Raw genomic sequence first — 7,774 nt, forward strand, 5'->3', positions numbered from 1 at the left:
AGGTCCAGCGCAACGCCGACCCGAACCACTACACGAAGTACCGCGCCGACGCCGTGGCGATCATGACCTACCTGAACGGGCTCGGTAGCAGCACGACGGGGCCGGCGACGACCGGCGCACCGGTCAGTGTTCCGTCGACGCCGACCAGCACCACGCCTACGACGGCTGCGCCGGTCGGTGGATGCGTAGCCGTGTCCGGAGACGCGCAGGCCCTCGCCGCCGGACTCGTGACGGCGATGGACGAGGGGCGCCTGCGCCTACTCGAGGACCGCTACGCGCAGCAGATCCGCGACATGGCCGCCGGGACCGCCAAAGAGAACTGCGGCATCGACGTCCGGATCCTCCAGGTCATCACCATCGCGCTGAACACGTTCGGGAAGGTCGGCGTCTCCGACCTCAACCGACAGTGCACCGGCTCGCTCCTGGGCGCAGGCACCGGCTCCTCGCACTGGATCAATGGCGGCGGTCACGCGGTCGACTTCTTCTCCTTCGACGGCACGGCCACCACCGGCTGCGACCCCAACGCGCTGAAACTCCTCACCGTTCTGGACCCGCAGGTGCCCCAGGGCTCCCGGGCCGGCCAAATCCAGTGCCGCTCGACCAGCTACGAGCACATCACTCAGTTCACCGATACCCCGAACCACCTCCACTTCGACGTGGGGTTCGCGGACGGACCCCTCACCACCGGATAACCGGACCTCTTCGGCGTCGCGACCGCGACGTCGATCCCCCCAGCACCACCAACGAAACGGAGCACCTCATGTCCCTGCTCGCAGCGACGACCGACATCCTCACCACCGCAGGCGCGCTCGGCGCCGTCGTGCCCGACCCGGGACCCGGCGGCATGCCCCCCGGGTTCGAGGCCTTTACCACCGTCATGGGCTGGGCCAAGTGGGTCGGCCTCGGCGTCGCCGTCGTCGGCCTGATCATCCTCGGCGTCACCATGACCGTCTCCGCCCGCCGCGGCGAAGGCGGAGAGATCGGCGGCTGGCTCGGCCGCCTGCTCGTCGGCGTGATCATCGTGTCCGCCGCGTTCACGATCGTCGGCTTCCTCATGGGCGCGTAGCGTCCGGAGGAAACCGACCGCATCACCAACGAAAGGCACGACGTCATGAGCGACACGGAGTCCCGCAACCCGTTCACCAGTCGAGGATTCATCTTCGGAGCCATCATCTTCGGAGTCCTCGTGCTGGCGGCGATCCTCCTCGCGATTACGTCCCTGGGCGGAGGTGGCGGGCAGAGTGCTCCCGCCACCTCCGCGACGCCCGCCGTCACCGCCTCACCGGAAACCGACACCGCCGCAGCAAGCGTCTGCAACCTTCCCGGTTACGACGAGAGCGGAACGCTCTCGACGGCACCTGTCACCGACTGGACCATCGTCGGCACGATGGCCGCACCGTCGTCGGACACCGCCGGCCCCGGCGTGATCGGAGAGGACGGGCTGCGCAGCTGCTACGCGCACACCGTCGAAGGATCGCTCTTCTCGGTGGCGAACCTCTGGGCGATGGGAACGGATGGGCGCCTGGCCGACGCCGTTCTCGAGCGCCAGACCGCGCCTGGCGCTGGTCGCGATGCCGCGATCGCCGCGGACATTCCCCAGAGCAACACCGGAGGCAGTGTCCAGATCGTCGGCTTCCGCGTGAGCTCGTACACCGCGGACGAAGCCACGATCGACATCGCCTTCCGCTCTAACACCAATCAGCTCCTCAGCTTCCCCGCTCCCGTGACGTGGGTCGACGGCGACTGGAAGTCGGTGTTGACCGCTGACGGTCAGCCGCCGTTCCGTCCGACCGCACTCACCAGCTTGGGCGGCTATATCCCTTGGGCAGGTACCGAATGACAGTGACTCCACCCGCAGGCGAGCCCTGCGCAGCGTGGGACGTCGTGTGCTGGTCATCAGCAGGCATCGGCGAAGTCGTCTCGAAGGCGTCTAACGACGCCTTGCAGCAGTTCGTGAACAACATCTTGGAGGGCTTCGGCAAAGCGGTCGTCTCGCTCGGCACCCTCTGGGTGAACGTTCCCTCCCCGGTGACCGTGGTCGACCGGGGAGGCGGCGTTAACGGTGGCGGTACCCCGCCCCTGCCGGAAGCGTTCGAGACGATCCTCGGCTACGTGACGTGGGTCGCGGCGGGCCTCGCGGTCATGTCGCTCATCATCGCCGGCGTCATGATGAGCACCCGTCGCCGCCACGGCGACGGCGAGGCGCACATGGGACGCATCGGCGTCATCATCTTCGCCGTCTTCCTGCTCTCCTCCGCCTCAGCGCTCGTCACGGGGTTCCTACCCCTGGCGCTGCACCTCAACGAATCTTCGAGCGTCGTCGGCTGGGTGCAAGGGCAGCTCGAGTGGTACGCCGGAGGACTCGCGATCCTGTCGATCCTCGTCGCCGCCGGCCGCATGGTCTGGACGCAGCGTGCGGGCGAGTTGCGCACCCTCGCCCGGTCGGTACTGACGCTGATCGCCGTCGCCGGCGCGGGACTCGTCGTGATCCGTCTCGCCACGCAGGCAGGCGACGCCTTCTCGATCTGGATCCTCAACAACTCCACCGACTGCGACGTCACCAACGGTGAGAGCAACTGCTTCGGCACGAACATCTTCGCGATGATTTCGCTGACCGCAACGTCGGGTATCGGCCTCATCGGCTTGTTCCTCCTCGGCATCCTCGCCGTGCTCATGACCTACGTTCAGATCGCGCTCATGGTGTTCCGCGGCGCGATGCTCGTCGTCCTCGCCGGCATCTTCCCGATCGCTGCGGCCGCGACCAATACGGAAATCGGGCAGCAGTGGTTCAAGAAGACGATGGCCTGGACCCTCGCCTTCATCCTCTACAAGCCCGCCGCGGCGATCGTCTACGCGATCGCGTTCCGGATGACCGGCACTGATCTGTTCAAGTCGGACGGGACCGGGCTGTTCCAGATCGTCACGGGCCTCGCGCTGATGCTCATCGCGCTCGTGGCCCTGCCCGCGCTGATGCGCTTCCTCGTCCCCGCTGTCGCCTCGGTGGGCGGTGGCGGTGGCGGTGCAGGCCTCCTGCTCGGTGCGGCCGCGGCCGGTGGAGCGGCGGAGATTGCCAGCGGAGCAATCCGCTCGCGCAGCGGAGGCGACAGCGGCGGGGGCGGAGGGTCGCCCGGCGGCGGTGGCTTCGGCTCCGCACCGTCCGGCAGTAGCGCCTCCGCCGGCAGCAAGGGGTCACCCGCGGCGACTCCGGCCGCCTCCGGTGCAGGCGGCGGCGCAGCAGCAGGCGGTGGCGCAGCTGGCGGAGCTGCGGCCGGCGGTGGTGCGGCAGCGGGCGGTGCGGCGGCAGGCGGTGGTGCCGCAGCCGCGGCAGGAGGCCCGATCGGTGTCGGCCTTGCGGTGGCAGGGAAGGCCGCCGAAGGCGCGAAGCACGCAGCAGGGGCGGTCAAGGCCGCCACGGACGACGCCACTGGCGGCAACGGAAGCGGGAACTGATGAGCACGGCAACTCCTACGCGCAGCGCTGAGGCGCCGCGCACGTACGGCAATTGGCGTCGCCCGCAGACTGCGGGACTCGGCGGCCTCGGACAGCTCGCCACGGGCGTGCTGTTCGTCGGCATCCTCTCCTCGATCATCGCGTCGATGTTCTCCGGCCTCGTGGCCGCGCTGATCGTCGCCGCGATCTTCGGCGGGATCTTGCTGACGGTTTCGGTGAAGGACAAGCACGGGCAGAGCGCCCTCGGAAGGACGGTGAATCGCGTGAACTGGATGCGGACGAAGGCCAAGGGAGCGAACGTCTACCGTTCAGGTCCCGCGGGTCGGGCGAAATGGGGCACCTTCCAGCTCCCCGGACTCGCTGCGGCGTCGCAGCTCTCCGAGCACGAGGACTCGCACGGGCGCCGATTCGCTCTCGTGCACGTCCCCTCCACCAAGCACTACACCGTCGTAATCGCTACCGAGCCGGACGGCGCCGCGCTGGTGGATCAGGAGCAGGTCAACAACCAGGTCGCGGAGTACGGCATTTGGCTCTCCAACCTTGGAGACGAGCCCGGCATCGAGGCCGCCTCCGTCACCGTCGAGACGGCCCCCGACACCGGTACGCGCCTGCGCTCGGAGGTCGAGGGGTCGATGGACCCGGATGCGCCGGAGTTCGCTCGAGCGATGCTCTCGGAGGTCGTGAGCAGCTACCCGGTCGGGTCTGCCACGATCCGCGCCTACGTCGCGATCACCTTCTCTTCCCTGTCTCGCATCGGCGGGAAGCGCCGCAACGCGAAGGAGGTCGCCGCCGACCTCGCCGCCCGCCTGCCCGGCCTGACGACGAGCCTTGCCGCGACAGGGGCCGGCGCTGCCCGGCCGCTCGGTGCTCAGGAGCTGTGCGAGGTGATCCGGATCGCCTACGACCCCGCCGCCGCCGTCCTGATCGATGAGGCCCGCGCCTCCGGGGACGTGCCCGAGCTGTCGTGGACGGACGTCGGCCCCGCGGCCGCGGAGTCCCGGTGGGAGTCGTACCGGCACGACGGCGCCGTGTCGACGTCGTGGACGATGACCTCCCCGCCGCGCGGAGTCGTGCAGTCCGGGATCCTCGCGCGCCTGCTCGCGCCGCACCGCGACGTCGCTCGCAAGCGCGTCACCCTGCTCTACCGCCCCATCGACCCGGCCCGCGCCGCGGCGATCGTGGAGGCGGACCTGAACGCGGCGCAGTTCAACAGCTCCGCGTCGACCAAGCCCACCGCCCGCTCGACCCTCTCCACCCGCTCCGCCCAGGCGACCGCGGCGGAGGAGGCCTCCGGTGCTGGCCTGCTCAACTTCGGCCTAATCGTCACCGCGACGACCACCGACGCTGTGCACGAAGCGGACGCCCGCGCGGCGATCGACTCGCTGACCGCCGCGGCGCGTCTTCGGGTGCGGCCGGCGTTCGGGTCGCAGGACACCGTTTTCGCTGCGGGTCTGCCGCTGGGGCTCGTGCTCCCGCGTCACCTGCGCCTGCCCACCGAAGTGAGGGAGTCCCTGTGAGCCTGATCACCCGCCTGTTCTCCTCGAACAGCGACAACGAGCTCGAGCCCGGCGAGGACGTCCTGCCGGACGGAGCGGTCACCGCCGCGCACGGCGATACGACGGGGGAGGAGCTGACCGGCGACGGCCTGCCCACCGGTGCCGTGTCGTCCTCGGCAGAGCCCGGCACCGACACGACGGCACCCTCGCGGCGGGCTGCGCGCGGGCAGGGCGAAGCTCCAGCCCCGGTAGCAGCGGTCGCTCAGCGCCCGACGCTCACCAGAGAGCGCACCACCCCGCGCACCCGACGCCGAGAGGGGAAGAAGATCGAGATCCCGCACGGCGGGAAGAAGAAGAGCCAGGGGACGGCGCTGCGCCGTCCTCTGCGCCCGAGCATCCGCGGATGGCTCGGTCGCGGCGGTGGTGAAGCCGTCAACGTCACGGCCGCAGACGAGTTCCGCGGGACGACCGTGCAGGTGTGCGGGCTGTACCCGTTCTCGGTCGGGACGGGTACGCCGATGATCGGGGTGCCGCTGGGGAAGAACCTCTCCACCGGCGCCTCCGTCTGCTGCGACCCGATCAGCTGGTTCCAGCGCGCAAACCTCATCAGCAACCCGTCGATGTTCGTGCTCGGCAAGCCCGGCCTGGGGAAGTCCTCGCTGACCCGCCGCATGGCCGCCGGCCTCGCCGGGTACGGCACGATCCCGCTCGTGCTGGGCGACCTCAAGCCGGACTACGTGGATCTGATCGAAGCTCTCGACGGGCAGGTGATCCCTCTTGGCCGTGGCCGCGGGTACCTGAACATCCTCGATCCCGGTGAGGCGTCGGAGGCGGCGCAGCGCCTGCGTGACGAGGCCGACCGCTCGCTCGAGCGGGCCGACGAGCTCGCGCACCAGGTCGACGCGCTCGGCGTCTCCGACGACACCGCGGCGATGATCGCGGAGGTCGGTCGGCTGCGCAAGCACGCCGCGAAGGTGCAGCGCCTCGCGCACCAGGTCCTCGCGGACGCCCACGGCCGCCGGCACACGATGGTCGCAGCGCTGCTGACGATCCTCCGCTCCCAGCCGCCGAGCGACCGTGAAGAGACGATCATCGACCGGGCGCTGAAGTACCTGGACGAGCACCACCAGGGCGTGCCGGTCCTCGCGGACCTGCTGCGCGTGATCCAGGAGGCGCCGGACGAAGTTCGTCAGGTCGCGTTGGACCGCGGCAACATCGAGAAGTACAAGGACGTCACCGAGAACCTCGAAGCCTCCCTCATCGGCCTCACCACCGGTGGACGCCTGGGCGAGGTGTTCTCGAAGCAGACGACCACGCCGATGCGCCGGGACCGGCCCGTCGTCTACGACGTGTCCTCGATCGACGACTCCGAAGGCGACCTCCAGGCCGCGATCCTCCTCGCCTGCTGGTCCGCCGGCTTCGGGACCGTCAACGTCGCGGCCGCCCTCGCGGACGCGGAGCTCGAACCGCAGCGGCACTACTTCGTGATCCTGGACGAGCTGTGGCGGGCGCTGCGCGCGGGTAAGGGCATGGTCGATCGCGTCGACGCGCTCACCCGCCTGAACCGTGCGCGCGGCGTCGGCCTGGCGATGATCAGCCACACCATGTCCGACCTCCTCGCACTGGCCTCCTCGGAGGATCAGATGAAGGCGAAGGGCTTCGTGGAACGCTCCGGCATGGTCATCTGCGGCGGCCTCCCCGGTGCTGAGATGCCGCTGCTGACCTCGGCGGTGCCGATGTCGATCGCGGAACAGGGGATGCTCACCTCCTGGCAGGACCCGCCCGCCTGGGACCCCGTGTCCGGGCACGAGTCCGAGCCTCCCGGCCGCGGCCGCTTCCTGATCAAGGTCGGCGGACGTCCCGGTATCCCGGTGCGCGTCGAGCTGACCGCAGCAGAGAAGGAGGTCAACGACACCAACAAGCTCTGGCACGCGACCTCCCGCGCCGGCCGCGCAGCGGAGCCACTGCCCACCGATCCCGTGAACGTCGAGATCCTGCCGTGAGCGTCCTCGTCGCACTCGGCGCGAGCTGCGTCGCGGCCGGCGCCGCCGGCGCCGCGATCATCAACGCGATCCGAGCCCGTCAGCGGACGGCAGACCGCGATCGGTTCCTGCTCACCCTCTGCTGGACCGGCGTCGGGCTCATGGCGAGCTTCGTCGCCTGGGACCAGTGGGACCGGGTGATCGCGTGAGCTGCCCGTCGACGCTCGCCTTCGAGGGCTACCGCTGGACCTGCCAGCGGTCCGCCCCGGGGGAGCACGGCTTCCACACGACCGACCTCCCCGTCTCCTTCGCGGAGCGGGGCCTCGCGGTCCTCTCCTGGGGGACCTCGCACCAAGCACCCGCCAACGACTGCACCCCGCGGTGGGCCGGCCCGATCTACACGGAGGAGTCCGCATGAGCGCCACCGCCAACAACCGCCGCCGCGAGCCTGGCAAGGCCAATAACGACGCCCTGATGCTCGGCGCAGCCCTCGCGGCGATCGCTGCGATCGGCATCGTCTGGGTGGCCGTCGCGGTCGGTTCCAAGCTCGACGGCGTGAACGAGGGCCTGCCCTCGGACCCGTTTGAAATCATCTCGGGCCTGTTCCGCGGCCAAGTGGTGTGGTCGACGTCCGCAACGATGATCGCCGCGGCCGCCGTCGCCGTCATCGTCCTCGTGGGCCTCTGGCTCGTGTGGATGCGCTCGCTCGGACGGAAGAACCGCTCAAGCGTCGACCACGCCGCCCGCTACATGGCGACCCCGCGCGACCTGGCGCCGATGATGCGCAAGGAGGCGTTGAAGAAGTCCGCCCGCCTCGGCGTCGCTGAGAACCCCGGCGTCCCGGTG

General features: G+C 70.0%; 7 protein-coding genes and 2 pseudogenes. All 9 read left to right on the top strand.

From position 1 onward, the window contains the following. Window positions 1–692 (top strand): annotated as a pseudogene (locus C5D09_RS17650) (hypothetical protein); the annotation flags it as partial. Between the two features lie 68 nt (window positions 693–760). Beyond that, window positions 761–1,066 carry a hypothetical protein gene (locus C5D09_RS16710; RefSeq protein WP_104234431.1) on the top strand — a complete coding sequence of 102 codons (306 nt, stop codon included), beginning with the start codon at window positions 761–763 and terminating at the stop codon, window positions 1,064–1,066. A 45-nt stretch (window positions 1,067–1,111) separates the two neighbouring features. Further along, entirely contained in the window at window positions 1,112–1,840 is a 729-nt protein-coding gene (locus tag C5D09_RS16715) for a hypothetical protein (protein ID WP_104234430.1), read from the top strand. Between the two features lie 2 nt (window positions 1,841–1,842). Further along, entirely contained in the window at window positions 1,843–3,450 is a 1,608-nt protein-coding gene (locus C5D09_RS16720; protein WP_146079341.1) for a hypothetical protein, read from the top strand. Beyond that, window positions 3,450–4,967 carry an SCO6880 family protein gene (locus C5D09_RS16725; protein ID WP_181028841.1) on the top strand — a complete coding sequence of 506 codons (1,518 nt, stop codon included), beginning with the start codon at window positions 3,450–3,452 and terminating at the stop codon, window positions 4,965–4,967. The genes C5D09_RS16720 and C5D09_RS16725 overlap by 1 nt, the downstream gene beginning before the upstream one ends. Before the next feature lie 374 nt (window positions 4,968–5,341). Then, window positions 5,342–6,949, top strand: coding sequence for an ATP/GTP-binding protein (locus C5D09_RS17770; protein WP_208323109.1), 1,608 nt, complete (start codon window positions 5,342–5,344; stop codon window positions 6,947–6,949). Then, complete coding sequence (locus C5D09_RS16740) at window positions 6,946–7,137, top strand: hypothetical protein (protein ID WP_104234428.1); 192 nt, start codon at window positions 6,946–6,948, stop codon at window positions 7,135–7,137. The genes C5D09_RS17770 and C5D09_RS16740 overlap by 4 nt, the downstream gene beginning before the upstream one ends. Then, the gene (locus C5D09_RS16745; protein ID WP_104234427.1) at window positions 7,134–7,346 is read left to right on the top strand and encodes a hypothetical protein; all 213 of its coding nucleotides are present in this window, start codon (window positions 7,134–7,136) and stop codon (window positions 7,344–7,346) included. The genes C5D09_RS16740 and C5D09_RS16745 overlap by 4 nt, the downstream gene beginning before the upstream one ends. Then, window positions 7,343–7,774, top strand: a pseudogene (locus C5D09_RS16750) (hypothetical protein); the annotation flags it as partial. The gene C5D09_RS16745 and the pseudogene C5D09_RS16750, both read left to right, overlap by 4 nt.

Origin of the sequence: Rathayibacter sp. AY1C9 (assembly GCF_002932315.1) — a bacterium.
Taxonomy (GTDB): domain Bacteria; phylum Actinomycetota; class Actinomycetes; order Actinomycetales; family Microbacteriaceae; genus Rathayibacter.